The 17,897-nt window shown below is 49.5% G+C and carries 16 protein-coding genes and 1 pseudogene; all 17 read left to right on the top strand.

Features of this window, described 5'->3' with window-relative positions; all coding sequences use genetic code 11:
• The first annotated feature begins 34 nt into the window (after positions 1–34).
• The 17 genes and pseudogenes from rnmV (at position 35) to IEY34_RS25880 (ending at position 17,729) form a co-directional block, all read left to right on the top strand.
• Positions 35–577 carry a ribonuclease M5 gene (rnmV, locus tag IEY34_RS25960; RefSeq protein WP_189017099.1) on the top strand — a complete coding sequence of 181 codons (543 nt, stop codon included), beginning with the start codon at positions 35–37 and terminating at the stop codon, positions 575–577.
• A gap of 95 nt (positions 578–672) precedes the next feature.
• Complete coding sequence (rsmA, locus tag IEY34_RS25955; protein ID WP_189017158.1) at positions 673–1,581, top strand: 16S rRNA (adenine(1518)-N(6)/adenine(1519)-N(6))-dimethyltransferase RsmA; 909 nt, start codon at positions 673–675, stop codon at positions 1,579–1,581.
• 55 nt (positions 1,582–1,636) lie between these two features.
• Positions 1,637–2,515, top strand: coding sequence for a sporulation peptidase YabG (gene yabG / locus IEY34_RS25950; RefSeq protein ID WP_189017096.1), 879 nt, complete (start codon positions 1,637–1,639; stop codon positions 2,513–2,515).
• A 292-nt stretch (positions 2,516–2,807) separates the two neighbouring features.
• Positions 2,808–3,083 (top strand): biofilm formation stimulator Veg, encoded by a 276-nt coding sequence (gene veg / locus IEY34_RS25945; protein WP_028557365.1) that lies wholly within the window; start codon positions 2,808–2,810, stop codon positions 3,081–3,083.
• A gap of 122 nt (positions 3,084–3,205) precedes the next feature.
• Positions 3,206–3,379: pseudogene (locus IEY34_RS25940) on the top strand (small, acid-soluble spore protein, alpha/beta type); the annotation flags it as partial.
• Positions 3,380–3,749: 370 nt separating this feature from the next.
• Positions 3,750–4,604: a 4-(cytidine 5'-diphospho)-2-C-methyl-D-erythritol kinase gene (ispE, locus tag IEY34_RS25935; protein WP_189017094.1), complete on the top strand. Its 855-nt coding sequence runs from the start codon at positions 3,750–3,752 to the stop codon at positions 4,602–4,604.
• A 500-nt stretch (positions 4,605–5,104) separates the two neighbouring features.
• Positions 5,105–5,950 (top strand): pur operon repressor, encoded by an 846-nt coding sequence (gene purR, locus IEY34_RS25930; protein ID WP_189017092.1) that lies wholly within the window; start codon positions 5,105–5,107, stop codon positions 5,948–5,950.
• Positions 5,951–5,953: 3 nt separating this feature from the next.
• The gene (locus IEY34_RS25925) at positions 5,954–6,337 is read left to right on the top strand and encodes a RidA family protein (protein WP_189017090.1); all 384 of its coding nucleotides are present in this window, start codon (positions 5,954–5,956) and stop codon (positions 6,335–6,337) included.
• Between the two features lie 118 nt (positions 6,338–6,455).
• Positions 6,456–6,740, top strand: coding sequence for a septation regulator SpoVG (spoVG, locus tag IEY34_RS25920; protein ID WP_028557369.1), 285 nt, complete (start codon positions 6,456–6,458; stop codon positions 6,738–6,740).
• Positions 6,741–6,874: 134 nt separating this feature from the next.
• Entirely contained in the window at positions 6,875–8,278 is a 1,404-nt protein-coding gene (gene glmU / locus IEY34_RS25915) for a bifunctional UDP-N-acetylglucosamine diphosphorylase/glucosamine-1-phosphate N-acetyltransferase GlmU (RefSeq protein WP_308423052.1), read from the top strand.
• Between the two features lie 142 nt (positions 8,279–8,420).
• Positions 8,421–9,065 carry a 50S ribosomal protein L25 gene (locus IEY34_RS25910; RefSeq protein ID WP_189017088.1) on the top strand — a complete coding sequence of 215 codons (645 nt, stop codon included), beginning with the start codon at positions 8,421–8,423 and terminating at the stop codon, positions 9,063–9,065.
• A 346-nt stretch (positions 9,066–9,411) separates the two neighbouring features.
• Positions 9,412–9,972: an aminoacyl-tRNA hydrolase gene (gene pth / locus IEY34_RS25905; RefSeq protein ID WP_189017086.1), complete on the top strand. Its 561-nt coding sequence runs from the start codon at positions 9,412–9,414 to the stop codon at positions 9,970–9,972.
• 132 nt (positions 9,973–10,104) lie between these two features.
• The gene (gene fin / locus IEY34_RS25900) at positions 10,105–10,332 is read left to right on the top strand and encodes an anti-sigma-F factor Fin (RefSeq protein ID WP_189017083.1); all 228 of its coding nucleotides are present in this window, start codon (positions 10,105–10,107) and stop codon (positions 10,330–10,332) included.
• Between the two features lie 74 nt (positions 10,333–10,406).
• A complete protein-coding gene (mfd, locus tag IEY34_RS25895) occupies positions 10,407–13,934 on the top strand; it encodes a transcription-repair coupling factor (protein WP_189017080.1) in 3,528 nt (1,175 codons plus the stop codon).
• Positions 13,915–15,027: a peptidylprolyl isomerase gene (locus IEY34_RS25890; RefSeq protein ID WP_189017077.1), complete on the top strand. Its 1,113-nt coding sequence runs from the start codon at positions 13,915–13,917 to the stop codon at positions 15,025–15,027. Before mfd ends, IEY34_RS25890 begins: the two co-directional genes overlap by 20 nt.
• Positions 15,028–15,272: 245 nt before the next feature.
• A complete protein-coding gene (gene spoVT, locus IEY34_RS25885; RefSeq protein ID WP_189017074.1) occupies positions 15,273–15,815 on the top strand; it encodes a stage V sporulation protein T in 543 nt (180 codons plus the stop codon).
• Between the two features lie 129 nt (positions 15,816–15,944).
• Positions 15,945–17,729: a putative polysaccharide biosynthesis protein gene (locus IEY34_RS25880; RefSeq protein WP_189017071.1), complete on the top strand. Its 1,785-nt coding sequence runs from the start codon at positions 15,945–15,947 to the stop codon at positions 17,727–17,729.
• The last annotated feature ends 168 nt before the right edge of the window (positions 17,730–17,897 follow it).

The following is a 17,897-nucleotide window of genomic DNA, read 5'->3' as shown; positions in this document are numbered from 1 at the left end:
TCTTCTTTTTCTGCGTACTGGGAAGGGAATCGTTATGATTAAAGAAGTCATTGTCGTCGAAGGAAAAGACGATACAGCAGCCATCCGCCGAGCAGTCGAGGCGGATACGATTGAAACCGGCGGCTCTGCGATCGGCCAAGCCGTCTTGAAGCGAATCGCACTCGCTCAGCAGCGCAGAGGCGTTATTATCTTCACGGATCCGGATCACGCAGGTGAACGGATTCGCAAAATTGTAGCGGCCAAGGTACCCGGCTGCAAACATGCTTTCATCACCCAAGAGCAAGCAGCGTATAAGGGTGATATCGGGGTTGAGAACGCGACGCCGGAGACGATTCGTCAAGCTCTTCAGAGCCTGCGGACCGAATACGAGGGCGCGGTGTCCCAATTGACGATCGAAGACCTCGTGTCGGCAGGATTGATCGTTCACGCCGAGGCGGCAGCTCGTCGGCTTATTGTGGGCAATGCCTTAGGCATTGGCTACTGCAATGGCAAACAGTTCTTTAAACGCTGTGCGATGTTTCAGATCTCGCGAGAGGAATTTGAGGCAGCTGTAGAGCTTCTGGAAGCTGAGAAGTAGAACTTAGGTCAAGATTGCGCTTACATCGCTTGTACTGGCCTTTAGAGGCCTTAGAGAAGAAATGCCCAGAACCTATAGATGAAGAGGTCTACATGATGAATATACCCGGAAATGAAGTCATTGTAACAGCTGAAGATGTCGCAACACCCAGTAAAACAAAACAAATTATTAAACGAAATGGTCTTGTGCTCAAAAAGAGCCTGGGTCAGAATTTCTTGATTGACCAAAACATCCTCAGCAAGATCGTCATGGCGGCTGAGCTTGGACCGAATAAAGCAGCCTTGGAGGTTGGCCCTGGGATTGGCGCGCTCACGCAGCAATTGGCCAAACTCGCCGGCCGCGTCCTGGCGGTTGAGATCGATCAGCGTTTGCTGCCTATTCTGGCCGAAACGCTGGAGCCTTACCCCCATGCCACTGTGGTTCATGGGGATATCCTGAAAACCGACCTCCAGGCGTTGTTCCGGGAGCACTTCCAAGGCGTAGATGGCGTCAGTGTCGTCGCCAACTTGCCCTACTACATCACGACACCGATTATTATGAAGCTTCTCGAGGAGAAGCTGCCTCTGGAGAATATCGTCGTGATGATTCAGAAAGAAGTGGCCGACCGCATGGCGGCACGTCCAGGCACTAAAGATTACGGCAGCCTTAGCATTGCCGTTCAGTTCCACTGCGAGCCGGAGCTCGTCACAATCGTGCCGCGCACCGTCTTCGTGCCGCAGCCGAACGTCGATTCCGCCGTGATCCGGCTGCGCGTGCGTCAAACCCCGCCGGTCGATGTTACCGACGTGGACTTCTTCTTCGCTGTCGTCCAGGCGTCCTTCGTTCAGCGGCGCAAAACCCTGTACAATAACTTGGCTGCGCGGTTCTTTACCAAGGAAAACAAGCCTGAGCTGGAAGCGCTGCTGCACGGCATTGAGATCGAGCCTTCGCGCCGCGGCGAGACGCTCAGCATGGAAGAGTTCGCGCGCTTGTCGTCGGCTCTCCAAGCGCACGGCTGCAAATAACCCGCACCAAATGCCCAGTATCGCCATAGGATACCCCTAGGAGGGGATTTCTGCGATGAGGCAAGGAGACTTTGTTACCCGTAAATCCTATGGCGGAGACGTCATGTTTAAGATTGAGCGCATTGAGCAGCTCAAAGCTGTTCTGCGCGGTGTGGACTACCGATTACTTGCGGATGCGCCTTTAGTTGACCTCACGATATCGAATCCGGCGGAAGCGATGGATCATCCGCGATCGAGTTCACCTGAATTTCGCGAGTCGCTGCGGCGGTTGGCGGTAGCCCAAATGCAATTGCAGGAGAAAAATCAACTCTCCCTCCCCCATAAACAGAAAGCGGAAATCAGCTACTTTGAAGTTCCGGGTAAAGTGCTGCATCTCGATGGCGATCCGACCTATTTGCGCAAAAGCATGCAGATCTATGGGGAGCTGCGCATACCCGCGGAGGGCTTCTATATTCCTGAATCGCAAATGGCTGAGGCCCTGCACAGGCTGCTGCCGCAGATTAAACCGAACATTGTTGTGATTACTGGCCATGACGGCATACTTAAGCATCGCAAAAGTGGAGGCCCCGGCAATCTTGGCAGCTATAAGAATTCTCAGAACTTCGTGAACGCAGTCCAGATAGCTAGGCAGTATGAACGCAACCTGGACTCGATGATTATTGTTGCTGGGGCTTGCCAGTCTCATTTTGAGGCTCTTCTGAGGGCTGGGGCGAACTTCGCCAGTTCTCCGGCACGCATCCTCATTCATGCCTTGGATCCGCTTTGTATTGCAGCCAAACTCTCGTATACCTCAGTGAAGGACACGATCTCGATGTTGGATATTGTCGATTTGACGGTGACAGGCCTCGATGGATTAGGCGGCGTAGAGACGAGAGGGAGCTACCGCATGGGCATTCCAGGGATCATGCATGCGCATTCGGAAGAACATGCTTAGGCATTATGCTGAAGAGCGGATCGAGAGACGAGCGAGCCCGCTGATCGGTCTGAGATATAACACCTGCTTGTTATTCAACTCTTAGGAGGGGATGACGGAGTAGGTGTTCTTTTTTATTGGAAAAGTGTGAATAATTTGCGAACTTTGGAGACAACCTGTAAGATGGGGAATTCAGAAATTAGGTGAAAATGCCGTTGACAACAGGATTGTGGTGCTGATATAATATTTGCCCCTGTTTGACATGCCTGTCTGAATGGGTTATAATTAACAAGGAAAGAGGTGGTAGTTGACAATGGCAAAAAATGCGCTGTTGGAGATCAAACGCAGTTTGGAGCCCCACGTTGGGCAGAAGATCATGTTGAGAGCGAATGGTGGCCGTCGTAAGACTGTCGAACGTTCCGGTGTTTTAGAAGAAACCTACCCTTCTGTATTTATTGTGAAATTAGACCAAGAATCTCATGCCTTTAAACGAGTGTCTTACAGCTACGCCGATATTCTTACTGAATCCGTAGAAGTTACGGTATGTAACGATGATGGCCAAGTTCGTATCACCTATATCCAACATTAGCTTAAATAGTTTCCTATATGAGCAGACCTGAGGGTCTGTTTTTGCATTTGTATGGACCTTCTTCTCTTGGGCATACTAAACCTACTTTCAGAGGAATGGATTAAACAAAGGAGGTTAAAGGTATGGGTCGCAGAAGAGGTGTGATGTCAGAAAATTTCAAATATGAGTTGGCCAAGGATCTCGGGTTTTATGATGTGGTTCAGCGTGAAGGTTGGGAAGGCATTCGAACGAAGGATGCGGGGAATATGGTGAAACGTGCTATCCAAATCGCGCAGGAGCATTTGGCGAAGCAGCACTCGGCTTCATCGCCGTCTGTCAGCTCATCCAGTTACAATCAGCAGGCTTATAGCCAACCAACGTATAACCAAGCGACATACAGCCATTCGGGATATAGTCAAGTCACATATAACCAGCCCACATACAACCAACCAATGTACAACCAGTCAAATTCCAACCAACCAATGAATCAGCAACAAGCTGGTTTTATGCCATCGACTTATGTGAATCAGCCGTATTCCGTGGCGTTTAATCCGCAAAATACGGGCTCTGGGCAAGCGTCTCCGTATGAACAACGCCCTAACTGACGGCTAAAGCAATTGCTTTAGCTTTTTTTTTGCGCTTTTGTTATAATATTTTAACGGCAATCGAGCAAAAGAAGGTGATCGTATGAAGATTTTTGAGAAAGCACCGGCGAAAATAAATTTATCCCTTGATGTTTTACATAAAAGAGCAGACGGCTACCATGAGGTTGAGATGGTGATGACGATGGTCGACCTGGCGGATCGGATCGAAATGCAGGAGCTTGCGCGCGATACGATTATCATCTCAAGCCAAGCAGGCTATATTCCGCTTGATGAGAAGAATTTGGCCTTCCAGGCGGCGCGTCTGATTAAGGATCGCTATGACGTCAAGCAAGGCGTCTATATCCACTTGGACAAGCAGATCCCTGTGGCAGCGGGTTTGGCTGGGGGGAGCAGTGATGCGGCGGCGACGCTCCGGGGCTTGAATCGACTATGGAACTTGAATATTCCGATGGAAGAGCTCCGAGTGCTTGGTGCGGAGCTTGGTTCGGATGTGCCTTTCTGTGTAACGGGAGGGACGGCTTTGGCCACAGGCCGTGGGGAGAAGCTGGAACACATGGCCTCCCCGCCGCAGTGCTGGGTTGTCTTGGCGAAACCGCCGATCAATGTGTCTACTTCGGAGATTTATGGGAAGTTGAATGCGCGTGAGATCAAAAGTCATCCTTCTACGGCCAATGTGCTGAGCGCTATTCGCAACAAGCAGTTCGACCAGCTCTGCGGAAACCTAGGCAATGTGCTGGAGGAAGTGACGCTGGATCTGTACCCAGAGGTCAGACATCTCAAGGAGTGCATGCAGCGGCTTGGGGCTGACGGAGTGCTGATGTCGGGCAGCGGGCCAACGGTATTCGGGCTTGTCTCGAAGGAAGCTAAGGTGCCGAGGATTTATAATGGCCTACGTGGATTCTGTAAGGATGTCTATGCGGTGCGGATGTTGACGTAAAATGCTGCGGAAGCAGAGGGAGCCCTTTAACAGGGCTCTTTTTTAAATTCTAAGTGTTTATATGTTTTGAAGTGAATGCGGAGTTACTCCACCTCCCCGGAGGTAAGGGAACTACAGTGCGCTATTCTAGCAAAAGTGTCCGTATCGCGAGGTTGAGGGAACTACAGTACGCTATTTTGCTGTTTCAAGCGAAATTTAGTGCTTTTCGTGGAAATAAGGCCCTGTAGTTCCGCTATGCCCCTCGCATCCCTGCTTTTTGCCTAAATAGCGTCCTACAGTTCCCTTTAACAGGTCATAAACCCTTAAGAGGCTGATCTCTCAGGGCGGTTAAGCCGGTTTTCCTCTTGCAGGGGAGTTCTTCGGGTGAGCCGCTGCCTAAAGTTGAAATGTCACATCTGTGTCATATTTGTGTCAATATAATTTTCATGAGAAGCTTGAATAAATACGTATAAAAGTGGTATATTTTCTTTATAATATTCGGATTTATGGGGGGTAGTGCGATGAAAAAGTTGAAAAGGAGCGCTAGGCTGGTTGAAATGACACAATATTTGTTGTTTCGCCCCCACTCGTTAATCCCTTTAACGACTTTTGCCGAGCGTTACAACTCAGCTAAGTCTTCCATTAGCGAAGATTTGGCGATTATTAAAGAAGTGTTCGAGGAAGAGGGCTTGGGTGAACTGAATACGCTTGCCGGAGCAGCTGGCGGGGTGAAGTTTTCACCGAAGGTGCCAAAGGAAACCTCACTCAAATTTATTCAAAATCTTTGCTTGCAATTGCAGCAGCCAGAGCGGATTCTTCCTGGCGGTTATTTGTATATGTCTGATATTATGGGGCAGCCCCAATATTTGAATGAAATCGGCAAAACATTCGCATCGGCATTCGCTGGTCGTGACATTGACGTCATTATGACTGTAGAGACGAAAGGCATTCCGCTCGCTTACGCGACGGCTACTTATATGAACCTTCCCGTTGTTGTTGTTCGCAGGGATAGCAGAGTGACAGAGGGATCGGCGGTTAGTATCAACTATGTGTCCGGATCGAACAAACGGATTCAAACGATGTCGCTCGCAAGACGAGCTTTGAAAGAAGAATCCAAAGTACTAATTATCGATGATTTCATGCATGTGGGCGGTACGATCCACGGGATGATGGATTTGTTGGCGGAGTTCAAAGCTTCTGTTCAAGGGGTTGGTGTCTTCATGGAGTCCTGTGAAGCCGAGGAGCACTTAGTGGATCAATATGTTTCCCTAGCTCGCCTGTATGGCGTAGATTCCAAAACAAAGCAGATCACGGTAGAGCCAGGTAATTACTTTGACAGTAAAGAAAGTAAAAAAGGAGATGCGTAAACGATGGAATTGATTTCAACGTCGGCAGCGCCTGCTGCCATCGGACCTTATTCCCAAGCTGTGAAGCTGGGCAACCTGCTCTTCACTTCGGGGCAGATCCCACTTGGTTTGGACGGACAGATCGTAGAAGGCGGCATCAAGGAACAAGCGCATCAGGTGTTCGCGAATTTGAAAGGCGTGCTTGAGGCAGCGGGCTCCTCTTTGGATCAAGTTGTAAAAGCGACTGTTTTTCTTAAAGACATGAATCAGTTTGCAGAGCTGAATGAGATCTATGGTTTCTATTTTGGAGATCATAAACCAGCTCGATCAACGGTTGAAGTGGCCCGATTGCCACGCGATGTTTTTGTCGAAATTGAGTTAATTGCTGTGATTCCTGTCGAATTTTAACATTAACATTAAGATTGTATAAAATTATCGAAAATTTCAAAAAAAGAAGAAGGAATTTGCATGACGATGTGGAATATATCACCCAAGTCTCAGAGATGGAAAAAGGTGGTGAACACAAGTGCAAATTACAGATGTAAGACTCCGCCGGGTTAACTCCGAGGGGAGGATGAAGGCGATTGCTTCCATTACCATTGATAACGAATTCGTCGTACACGACATACGTGTCATCGATGGGAATAACGGAATGTTCGTGGCTATGCCTAGCAAACGGACACCAGATGGGGAGTTTCGTGATATCGCCCATCCCATTTCTTCCACAACACGCGAGAAAATTCAAGCAGCCGTTTTAGCTGAATATGATCGTGCAGCTGTTGAGGAAGAGGTAATAGAAGAAGGTGCATAATGTCAATTATTGAGAGAGCCTTCCCGGCTCTCTTTTCTTTTGGGGCGTATTGATGCTATATTTGGTCATGAACTGATTATCATTCATCAACATAAAATAGGGGAACAATTTCGAATAAGGGAGTTGAATATTCGTTGAAGCTAATGGCGATTGTATTAGCAGCAGGACAAGGGAAACGGATGAAATCGAAGCTCTACAAGGTGCTTCATCCTGTCGTGGGTAAACCGATGGTGGGGCATGTTGTAGATACGCTGAAGCATATAGAAGTTACAAAAACATTGGTGATTGTTGGATTTGGAGCGGAAGAGGTCAAGGGCTATCTAGGAGACCTCGCGGACTACGCGCTGCAGGAGCAGCAGTTAGGTACGGGGCATGCCGTCCTTCAAGCGAAGGAGGCGTTGGGTGAAGAGGAAGGGATGACCGTTGTTATTTGCGGGGACACCCCTCTGATCTCGGCAGCGACGCTGCGAAGCACGATTGAGCTGCATCAACAATCAGGTGCGGCGGCGACGATTCTGACTGCGAAGCTCGATGAGCCGCAAGGCTACGGACGTATCATTCGCGGTGAAGACGGCCAAGTAACACGCATCGTTGAGCAGAAAGACTGCAACAGCGAGGAAGCGGCGGTTCAGGAGATCAATACGGGCACGTATATTTTCGATAATCAGAAGTTGTTCAAGGCGCTGGCTTCCGTAACGAACAGCAACACGCAGAACGAATACTATTTGACAGATGTTATTGGCATTCTGAAGAGCGCTAGTGAGGTTGTTCAAGGTTATTGCATGGTTGATGCGGCAGAATCTATTGGTGTTAATGATCGTGTGGCGCTTGCTGAGGCTGAGCGTTTGTTCAAAGAGCGCATCAACCGGGAACATATGCTGGGTGGGGTGACGATTATTGATCCGTCCAACACCTACATCGAGGTGGGTGTGACGATTGGGGCTGACACGGTGCTGCTGCCGGGGACGATTCTGCGTGGAAACACAATCATTGGCGAGGCATGTACGATTGGACCGCAAACGGAAATCATCGACTCCGTCGTGAAGGATGAAGTGACGATCAAGCAGTCCGTTCTTCAGGATGCATTCGTAGATAATGAAGCTAGTGTCGGTCCTTTCGCTTATCTTCGACCGGGCGCTATTATCGGGAAACAAGTGAAAATCGGCGATTTCGTAGAGATTAAGAACGCGACGCTTGGCGATGGCAGCAAAGTCTCTCACTTAAGCTACGTAGGCGATGCGGTTGTAGGCACGAATGTTAACATCGGTTGCGGCGCTATCACCGTCAATTACGATGGTTTCAATAAGAGCTTAACGGAAATCGGCGATGATGCTTTCGTGGGCAGCAATGTGAATTTGATTGCTCCTGTGAAAATTGGCAATGGCGCTTATGTCGTTGCTGGCTCTACAATTACGCATGCTGTGCCAGACGGCGATCTGGCGATTGCCCGTGAGCGTCAAACTAATAAGCCTGGCTATGCGGACAAAATTAAATCCCGCATGAAGGCAAAGAAAGCCAATAAAAGCAGTAAAGAGTAAGCAGCGGCATTTTGTACAAATGGCAGCAAATTTTGGATGGAACTTCTTAAGGTTGGGTACGCTATGCATTAGCTATGCCCCACTCAGGATCCCTTATGAAAGTGAGGGCGCCGAGCAAAACCCTTAGGAGGTTCTTTTTCTTATGGCATTTTCGTTAAAAGCTGAAGCGCGCAAGGACGTTACCAAATCAGATATTAAACAGCTGCGGCTGAAAGGCAGAGTTCCTGCTGTCGTGTATGGCAAGAAAGTGGCTGCTACGGTCATTACCGTTGATCAAAAGGAATTAACTGCGCTGCTCCAGCGCAATCCGCACGCAATTATCGATCTGGATTTGCCGGATGGCGGCGGCAGACAGCCTGTGATGATCAATGAGATCCAGCGCAATCCGCTGAATCTCCAACTGCTGCATATTGATTTCCACCAAATTAATATGGATGAGCCGGTCAAGACGGTGGTCTCCCTTGATTTCGTCGGCGAAGCGGAGGGTGCCAAAGAAGGCGGGATTCTGCAAATTCAAATGCATGAGCTGGAAATTCGCTGTTTGCCAAGTCAGATCCCTAGTTCCATCAAGGTTGATATTACCGGTGTTGGTCTCGGGGAGAACATGCTGGTGAATCAAATTTCTGTTCCTGCAGGCATTGAAGTGAAATCGGATGCCAATGATTTAATACTTACCGTGCTAGCGCCGCAGAAGGAAACTGAGGAGCCGCAGGCGGCCAACAACGAGGAAAGAATCGGTGAAGCAGAGACATCGAATGAAGCGGCTACGGCCGGACAGCCGGTGTAGCAGACTAGCGAGAAGAAGGTACCCCTGCTTGATGAGCGGGGGTATCTTTTGTTTGCCTACTGAAAGCGTTTAATATCCAGGCCGTGAAAGAAAAACGTGTGTTTTTCGATTATAAAATGTATGATTTATTTTGACGAAATGCGGGCTGTAAATTTCGATGAAGCCTATATCCTTATGGTGATTTTGATAGTATACTTGGACGGGAATAACGGCATTCAGATGATCTTGGTAATGCAGATTGCTGGTAAGCTTTTGACCGTTTACATACATATTCACCGATTCACCCGCAATTGTTGGATTTGAATAACGTTAAAGCCTGATTAGATCTAGGAGGACTTAGAAGAAGATGAAATGTTTTATTGGACTGGGTAACCCGGGTAAACAATATGAGCTGAACCGGCATAATGTCGGTTTCATGGCCATCGACCGTTTTGCTGCCAAATGGGGAATCTCTTCTTTTCAAAATAAAGGCAAAGGGCTTCTTGGCGAAGGCAATGTGAATGGCACGAAGGTGTATTTACTGAAGCCGATGACCTATATGAATTTGTCCGGCGAGTCGATGAGAGCCTTCCTGGATTTCTACAAAGCGAAGCTGGAAGATGTGACGATCATTTATGATGATATGGACACCTCTTTCGGTCAGATACGGCTCCGTTATCAAGGAAGTCCAGGTGGCCACAATGGGATTAAATCGATCATTCAACATGCGGGAACGCAGAGTTTCAATCGGATTCGCATAGGTGTGAACAGACCGGCACCAGGTTACAATATTGCTGATTATGTCTTATCGAACTTCTCCAAAGAAGAGATGAAGTCGATCGATGACGTGCTTGATCTTACCTGTGAAGCGATGCTGTTCAGTTTGGAAGAATCCTTTGAGAAGACGATGGGGAAATTTAATAAATAAAGGCGGCTGGGTCGCTTCAAACTCATTGTATGCAAGTTCCTTATTCGAAAATGCCAATGGCACATTCGGCTAATTTATCCGAAGAATGGTCATACTAGGATGTAATCGAATAAGTGAAGGAGGCATACATATATGATTAAGTATATTTGCAGGCATTGTCATACCTTCGTAGGGGAAATTAATCAGCATGAGATTACGGAACAGCAGTTAGGTTTCCATTTCTTGACCCCCGATGAGCGTAGAGATATAATATCGTATAACACGAATGGAGATGTTACGGTTAGGGTTGTTTGCGACTACTGTCGTGAAGCGTTAGAAGCGAACCCGGAGCTTTCCCTGCTGGCCAGTCCGTTGCAATAAAATTCAAGAAGATAAAGAGTTAATAGCCGAGGCAAGCGTGCCAAGGCTTCTTTTTGTGAGAGGAGTGTACTTGTTTGCAAGCTTTAATTCAAGCTTTTTCTGCGGATACCGACTTTCAAACGATCGTGACAGGCATCAGGTCCGAGATGAGAGAGCAGCTCGTTGCCGGACTTACCGGCTCCTCTAAGCAGGTGATGATTGCAACACTCACCCGAGATCTGAATCGCCCGCTATTCATTGTTACTCATAATATGTTTGCCGCTCAAAAAATAGCGGAGGATTTACTAGAATGTTTATCCACGGATGAAGTGCTGCTCTATCCATCTCAAGAGCTTTTGACGGCCGAAGAAGCGGCTTCAAGCCCGGAGATGCTGGCGCAGCGTATTGACGTTCTCACGAAGCTCGCGGGTGGTTATCGCGGGGTTGTTATTGCGCCGTTCGCAGGTGTGAGAAGACTGCTTCCGATTAAGCAAGTTTTCGAGGAGTCGCGCGTTACGGTCAACGTAGGCGATACGGTTCAATTGGAAGAGCTGCTAGGCACGTTATCCAATCTTGGTTACGAGCGCGTGGAGCGGGTAGAGACCAAGGGGGAGATGAGTGTTCGCGGGGGTATTCTCGATTTGTTCCCGTTGACATCGGAGAATGCGATTCGTATTGAGCTTTTTGATGTGGACGTAGACTCTATTCGGACATTCGATGTGAGTGACCAACGGTCAATAGATAAATTGACGTCGATCACGATCCCTCCGTGCCGTGAGATTCAAGCGGATAGAAAGCGATTACAATCAGCGGCTCAGGGTGCTTATGAGCTCCTGCAAGCCCAATTGGAGAAGATGTCCGACCGGTCATCGAAAGACAAGCTTCTGGAAGGAATCGGGCACGATATCGAGCTGCTCCGTGAAGGGCAAACCTTCCCCGGCATTTATAAATATATTTCTCTGTTATATACGGAAAGACAGACCCTTATTGACTACATGCCTAAGGATGCTGTGCTGATTATCGACGAACCGGCCCGTTTGCTTGAAACGGCGAAACAGCTGGAACGCGATGAGGCAGAGTGGATGATGCATGCGCTGACTGAGGGGAAGAGCTTGCCGGCATTTGTGCTGTCCAAATCCTACGAAACCCTGCTCCATCGCAGGCCTTTCCCGACCTTATATCTATCGTTGTTCCTTCGCCAAGTGGTGGGGATTCAACCGCAGAATATCGTAAACTTCGTTAGCCGTGTGATGCAAAACTTTCACGGACAAATGAATTTGCTCAAAGCGGAGATGGAGCGGTGGAAGAAGAACGGCAGTCAGGTGATCCTGCTTGCCAATGGGGAAGACCGGGCGGAGCGCGTGAGGCGGGTACTGCAGGATTACCAAATCGAAATCCCCGAGATTGTCGATGGGAATCTGCAAACCGGCTTTGAAATGCCCTCGATTCATCTGGTTGTGATCACAGAAGGCGAGATCTTCACGCAGAAGCAGCGCAAAGCTCGCAAAGTCGAGAAGAAGCTCGAGAATGCCGAGCGGATCAAAAGCTATCAAGAGTTGAAGGTCGGCGACTATGTTGTTCACGTGAATCATGGGATCGGGAAATACGTAGGCATCGGGACCCTCGAAGTGGGCGGTATCCATAAGGATTACCTGCACATTATGTACGCAGGCGGCGATAAGCTCTCCGTGCCGATCGACCAGATTGATTTGATCCAGAAGTACGTGGGTTCCGAAGAGAAGGAGCCTAAGGTTTATAAGCTGGGCGGCGCAGACTGGGCCAGAGTGAAGAGCAAGGCGCGCGCATCCGTCAAGGATATTGCCGATGAGCTCATCAAGTTGTATGCCGAGCGTCAGGCGACGACGGGCTATGGATTCAGCAAAGACAGCTCCTATCAGAATGAGTTCGAAGCGATGTTCCCTTATGACGAAACACGGGATCAGCTTCGTGCGATTGAAGAGATCAAAGTCGATATGGAGAAGTCGCGTCCGATGGACCGTTTGCTCTGCGGCGACGTTGGCTACGGCAAAACAGAGGTTGCGGTGCGTGCAGCCTTCAAGGCGGCCATCGATGGCAAGCAAGTTGCTGTATTGGTGCCAACGACGATTCTGGCGCAGCAGCACTACGAAACGTTCCGGGAGCGATTCTCCGGCTATCCGTTTAATGTGAAAGTGTTGAGTCGGTTCCGCTCCAAGAAAGAGCAGACCGAGGTTATGAAAGGTGTTAAAAAAGGCACGGTTGACGTCGTAATCGGAACGCACCGCCTGTTGTCGCAGGATGTTCAGTTCAAGGATTTGGGCTTGCTGATTGTCGATGAGGAGCAGCGTTTCGGTGTGTCCCACAAAGAGAAGCTGAAACGGCTCAAGACCAATGTGGATGTGCTCACGCTGACGGCGACGCCGATTCCACGTACCCTGCACATGTCGATGCTCGGTGTCCGCGATTTATCGGTTATCGAGACACCGCCTGAGAACCGGTTCCCGGTACAGACCTATGTGGTCGAGTACGGACCAACGCTGGTAAGGGAAGCGATTGAGAGGGAGCTGGCCCGTGAGGGTCAGGTGTACTATCTCTACAACCGCGTTCAGGGCATCACCCAGATGGCTGACCAGATCTCGATGATGATTCCGGATGCTCGAGTGACCGTTGCACACGGACAGATGGGCGAGCAGGAACTGGAGAAGACCATTCTGGATTTCCTTGACGGTGAGTATGATGTGCTCGTAAGTACGAGTATTATTGAGACCGGTGTCGATATTCCGAACGTCAACACACTGATTGTGCATGATGCTGATAAAATGGGGCTCTCTCAGTTGTACCAGCTGCGGGGCCGTGTAGGCCGTTCCAACCGCGTAGCCTATGCGTATTTTACGTATCAGCGTGATAAAGTGCTGACCGAAGTAGCCGAGAAACGGCTTCAAGCGATTAAAGAGTTTACAGAACTTGGTTCAGGCTTTAAAATTGCCATGAGGGATTTATCGATTCGCGGCGCTGGCAATTTGCTTGGCGCAGAGCAGCATGGCTTCATTGCCTCGGTTGGTTTTGATTTATATTCCCAAATGCTAGCTGAAGAAATTGCAAAGCTGAAACTAGAAATAGATGGAGAAGCGGTCATTCCCGAGCCGGAATGGCATACTTCGATCGATATACAATTGGACGCGTATTTACCATCCGACTACATCTACGACAGCATGCAGAAAATCGAAATTTACAAAAAAGTGGCCGCCATTCGCACATTGGAAGAAGCCGCGGATCTGCATGATGAGCTCGTGGATCGCTTCGGTGATCTGCCGCAATCCGTCTTCAACTTACTGTCAGTGGCTCGTTTGAAAGCGTACGGTTCGGATTATCGGATTGAAACGATCAGCCAAAAAGGGGAAGATTACCTCATTAAGGTGCATATTGACCAAAATGGCAGGCTGGATGGACAGAAGCTTATTGCCTTGTCCAAAGGCTTTGATGGTCGTATCAAGCTTAACGCAGATCCTCAGTTGCAAATAGTTATTCGCTGTAAAGGCTTGAAACCAGAAGCTTCCATCGAATTGGTGGAGAAATTTTTGGTACAATATAAGGATGTTTTGAAAACGAAAGGGGAATTAAAGGATGTTGCCAAATCATACTAGCAAACAACGACTTTTATCCAAAAAAATGATCGTGACCGTGGCGGCTGCTGTCGTGGCATTTTCAGTATTAAGCGGATGTGGTAGTAAAAAAGAAGGCGGAGCTACAGCGACTGCTTCCGCTTCACCTTCTGCAACTACTGCAGCGCCAGCAACGACAGGAAACCCTGCCGATGTGATCGCAACGTATAAGGATGGCGGCAAGATTACTCGCGCCGAGTTTAACTCCTTCATCAATGTGAACAAAATGTTTTCGCCGCAATTGGCGCAATACATGACAGATCCTGCTTTTCAACAAGACATGTTGAAACAAATGGTAACTTTCCGCGTTCTATCCGCCAAGGCAGACGATAAAGTGAAGACGGATGCAGACAAGCAAGTAACCGAGCAAATGAAAGCTATTACGGATTACTTCGGTAAACAAGAAGGCGGAATGGACAAGCAGTTGAAAGACAACGGGATCGAATTGAAAGATATCGAATCCTTGATGAAAATGAGCTTCTACACAATGGGCAGCATGGAAACCAAAATTACGGACAAAGCGGTTCAAGATGCCTACAACGAGCAAGCAGCAGCGCATGCTTTTGATATCGCAACAGTTAGCCATATTCTTATTTCCTTGAAAGATGCGGCAACGCAAAAAGATCTGCGCACCAAAGATGAAGCCTTGGCCAGAGCGAAAGAAGTGAAAGCCAAATTGGATAATAAGGGCGATTTTGCAGCGCTTGCGAAAGAGTACTCCGATGATCCAGGTTCCAAAGACGCTGGCGGTACGTACAAAGATGCCGATGTGAACCAATGGGTGCCTGAGTTCAAACAAGCGACTATGACACTGCCTTTGAACACAGTTAGCGATCCGGTAGAATCCTCTTTCGGGTACCATGTTATGAAAGTGGAATCCAGAAGCACGAAGCCACTGGATGATACGATGAAAACACAAATCAAATCGCAGTTGGCAGAAAAATCGCTATCTGAGTTTGCAGAAACAGAATACCCCAAATTGATTGAAACGAATAACTTGCCGAAAGCGGAAGCGAACCCAGCTCCAGCGGCAAGTCCGGCAGCAAGCCCAGCAGCAAGTCCTGCTGCAAAGTAAGAACTTACCAGGATGTCCGATTATGGACATCCTGTTTTTATTTGTTATTTTTGGACATGATAATCGCAGCAGGGTGCAAAGCTACATAAAGTTGAATCCCTTAGCAGAAGCGACTGCATAGAAGATTGGGAAGTGAAGAATACTATGGATAGAATTTCAGTTCCCCCCAAATCCCGAGCTAGTATACAAGATTTCATGCTCCTGTCGTATCTAATTCGTAAGCGGAAAGTGAGGCATCTAGAGGTATGAAAGCAACTGGAATTGTCCGTCGGATAGATGATTTAGGGAGAGTTGTAATTCCCAAGGAAATACGACGCACGCTGCGCATTCGCGAAGGTGACCCTTTGGAAATTTTCGTTGACCGCGATGGTGAAGTGATTCTTAAGAAGTACTCACCGATCGGCGAGCTTGGCGACTTTGCCAAGGAGTATGCGGAGTCCTTATTCGAGAGCACCAATCATGTAGCAATGATCTCTGATCGAGACAACATTATTGCCATGGCTGGTGGATCTAAGAAAGACTATTTGGAGAAATCCGTAGGGGCGATTATCGAAGCCTGTATGGAAAATCGCAAGGCGGTATTGGAGAGCAGCAGCGGCACGTTCGAGATCATCAAAGATACCAATGAAACGTTCTCTTCCTTTGTAGCGGCGCCGATCGTTGCAGGCGGAGATCCGATTGGATCGGTTATTCTGGTCTCCAAGGACGAGAATGTCAAAATGGGCAATATGGAAGTCAAAATGGTCGAAACAGCTGCTGGATTTTTGGCCAAACAGATGGAACAATAGCGAAATAGATACTCAAAAGCTTCCTTACTCAGATGTCGCCATCTGTAAGCGAAGCTTTTTTTTGTCTGTGATGACCGATTTCGTTATAATACGTCTATAGGTATCAATCAGGATTGAGGCGAACTTGTTATGAAGGAAACCGACGCGGGGGATCACGTTCCATTAGAGCGACCCCAGGGGAATGTCGGTAAACCCGGCGGGAAGCTGCTGAAAGGTGCTGCTATCCTTGGGGCTGCTGCCGTGCTTTCGAAATTATTAGGTACTCTGCAAAAGATTCCGCTGCAAAATGTAGCGGGTGATACGGCTTTTGGCATCTATAATGCCGTCTATCCGCTTTATATTTTAATTCTCTTCGCGGCTACAGCCGGTTTCCCGGTTGCTGTCTCCAAATTCGTGGCTGAACAGGCCATTCAGGGAGAGCATGAAGAAGCCAAGCGCATAGTCCGCGTGTCCTCAGCTCTGCTGCTGGGAACTGGCTTTGTTTTGTTTCTGCTGCTTTACGGGGGAGCGGGAGAGATTGCGCATTGGATTGGCATCAGCAAGACGGAATCAGCCATTCGAAGCGTATCTTTTGCTTTGTTGTTATCGCCGGTGCTTGCTGTGCTGCGCGGTTATTTCCAAGGGTATCAGAATATGGTGCCTACGGCTGTTTCCCAAGTCATTGAACAGCTTATCCGCGTCATGACGATGGTCGCTCTTCTGCTCTACATGGTTGCATTGGCTTATGAGGAAGAATGGATCGCTGCAGGGGCAACGTTCGGCTCTGTGACAGGCGCTGCAGCAGGGCTGATCGTGATGTATGTGTATTGGCGCAAGGCCATGCGTTCGGAGCGGGATGAGCGGGCGGGCTTGGGTGTAGGTGCTGGTGCAGGTGCGAGTGCGAGTGCGAGTGCGAGTGCAAGAACAAGAACAAGCCAGCAAACCGTAAACAGTCTGGTCGCCGCTCGGCTAACGTCTTGGCAGTGCATGAAACGGATCACTGCCTACGCGATTCCTGTTTGTTTGGGGGCTATTGTTGTGCCGCTGCTGACACTGGTTGATACGTTTACAATGCCTAGGTTGCTCGAGGCTGCACAAGGCAGTGAAGGGGAGGCTATGCGGCAATTTGGTCTATATAACCGTGGCTTGCCGCTTATTCAGCTTGTGGTTATGATCGCTTCTTCGATGTCAGCGGTACTAGTGCCTGCGATGGCGGAGGCGAAGGCCAAGGGTGAGTTGGAGGTCTTGCGCTTCCGAGCGGAGATGGCGGTGAGGCTCTCTTGGCTGATTGGGCTTGGCGCTTCATTCGGTCTTGCTTTCGCAGCTGTGCCTATCAATGTGATGCTGTACAAAAGTGATGAGGCAAGCTGGACGATGGCCGTGCTGGCCTTCACGGCCTTGTTCAGTACGCTGAACGCTGTCTCCGCCAGCGTTCTCCAGGGGGCCGGCGCGATTCATACGCCGGCGAAGGCCCTGCTCGTTGCCATCTTGCTGAAAGCACTCGGCAACGTGGTGCTCATGCCCCGCTGGGGCATCGACGGCGCCGCGCTGAGCGCGGTGATCGCCTACGCCGCTGCGGCGGGGCTCAATCTGGTGCAGCTGCGCCGCAGCACCGGGGCGCGCTTCGCGCTGCGGCCGTACGCCGTCAGTCCCGCGCTGGGCGTGGGACTGATGGGCGGCTGCCTCGCAGCGCTGCAGCTGCTGGCCATGCCCGCTGTGGCCGCATGGCACGTGCCTGAGCGATTAAGCGCTAGCGCAATCGCTTTGGTGTGCGTAGTCGGCGGCGCGGCCGTCTACGGACTTGCGCTGCTGCGCAGCGGCGGCATCAGCCCCGCTGAGCTGCGGCTGATGCCGGAGCTGGACCGGAAGCTGGCGCCGGTCCTGGCGAAGCTATGGCCGGCGAAGACAGCCGTCGGCCCCCGCGAACGCAGATAGAGTTCCATTTCGCAACGGCTGCTGGCTGCAAAGGGAACTACAATCCGCTATCTGAGCGAAAATGGACCATTCCGCTTGTTAGCGGAACTACAGGGTCTTATATCATCCAAATCTGCGGTTTTCACGGTGAAAACGATGAAATAGCGGACCACAGTTCCCTCTGAAGCG

It is taken from the genome of Paenibacillus marchantiophytorum (genome assembly GCF_014640555.1).
GTDB classification, from domain to species: domain Bacteria; phylum Bacillota; class Bacilli; order Paenibacillales; family NBRC-103111; genus Paenibacillus_E; species Paenibacillus_E marchantiophytorum.
The sequence above is the reverse complement of the archived record's forward strand: the minus strand, read 5'-3'. Positions and strand labels throughout refer to the sequence as shown.

What these genes read in the sequence shown, in the direction of transcription:
- IEY34_RS25910 (WP_189017088.1), top strand. Translation starts at nt 8,421, where the DNA reads ATGGCATTTTCGTTAAAAGCTGAAGCGCGCAAGGACGTTACCAAATCA.
- spoVT (WP_189017074.1), top strand. Translation starts at nt 15,273, where the DNA reads ATGAAAGCAACTGGAATTGTCCGTCGGATAGATGATTTAGGGAGAGTT.
- fin (WP_189017083.1), top strand. Translation starts at nt 10,105, where the DNA reads ATGATTAAGTATATTTGCAGGCATTGTCATACCTTCGTAGGGGAAATT.
- ispE (WP_189017094.1), top strand. Translation starts at nt 3,750, where the DNA reads ATGAAGATTTTTGAGAAAGCACCGGCGAAAATAAATTTATCCCTTGAT.
- pth (WP_189017086.1), top strand. Translation starts at nt 9,412, where the DNA reads ATGAAATGTTTTATTGGACTGGGTAACCCGGGTAAACAATATGAGCTG.
- rnmV (WP_189017099.1), top strand. Translation starts at nt 35, where the DNA reads ATGATTAAAGAAGTCATTGTCGTCGAAGGAAAAGACGATACAGCAGCC.
- IEY34_RS25925 (WP_189017090.1), top strand. Translation starts at nt 5,954, where the DNA reads ATGGAATTGATTTCAACGTCGGCAGCGCCTGCTGCCATCGGACCTTAT.
- purR (WP_189017092.1), top strand. Translation starts at nt 5,105, where the DNA reads ATGAAAAAGTTGAAAAGGAGCGCTAGGCTGGTTGAAATGACACAATAT.
- rsmA (WP_189017158.1), top strand. Translation starts at nt 673, where the DNA reads ATGAATATACCCGGAAATGAAGTCATTGTAACAGCTGAAGATGTCGCA.
- IEY34_RS25890 (WP_189017077.1), top strand. Translation starts at nt 13,915, where the DNA reads ATGTTGCCAAATCATACTAGCAAACAACGACTTTTATCCAAAAAAATG.
- yabG (WP_189017096.1), top strand. Translation starts at nt 1,637, where the DNA reads ATGAGGCAAGGAGACTTTGTTACCCGTAAATCCTATGGCGGAGACGTC.
- veg (WP_028557365.1), top strand. Translation starts at nt 2,808, where the DNA reads ATGGCAAAAAATGCGCTGTTGGAGATCAAACGCAGTTTGGAGCCCCAC.
- IEY34_RS25880 (WP_189017071.1), top strand. Translation starts at nt 15,945, where the DNA reads ATGAAGGAAACCGACGCGGGGGATCACGTTCCATTAGAGCGACCCCAG.